Source organism: Bradyrhizobium sp. Kon56 (genome assembly GCF_055807635.1).
This window is the reverse complement of the sequence record NZ_JBVVOU010000645.1, coordinates 1-235: the sequence shown is the minus strand read 5'-3', so window position 1 is coordinate 235 and position 235 is coordinate 1. Positions and strand designations below refer to the sequence as shown.

Sequence of the window (235 nt, the reverse complement as noted above, 5' to 3'; positions counted from 1 at the left end):
ACAATTGACCGGGGCCGTGATCGGGCAGGGCGTTGTTGTCGTCGATTCGAGCGTCAAGAAGGTGCAACACGCAACAGGCGGCATCGTTGGTGAGATGCACGTGCGTGAAGGTGACCATGTCGATGCAGGGCAGATCCTGATCGGACTGGACAAGACCCAAACGCTCGCCAACGCCACAATTGTTAGTCAAGGCGTCGATGAACTCCTTGCTCGTCAAGGTCGTCTCGAGGCGGAG

At 57.9% G+C, this 235-nt stretch carries 1 pseudogene; it reads left to right on the top strand.

Going from position 1 to position 235, the window contains the following annotated elements:
• Positions 1–235 (top strand): annotated as a pseudogene (locus AC0L3B_RS40370) (HlyD family type I secretion periplasmic adaptor subunit); the annotation flags it as partial.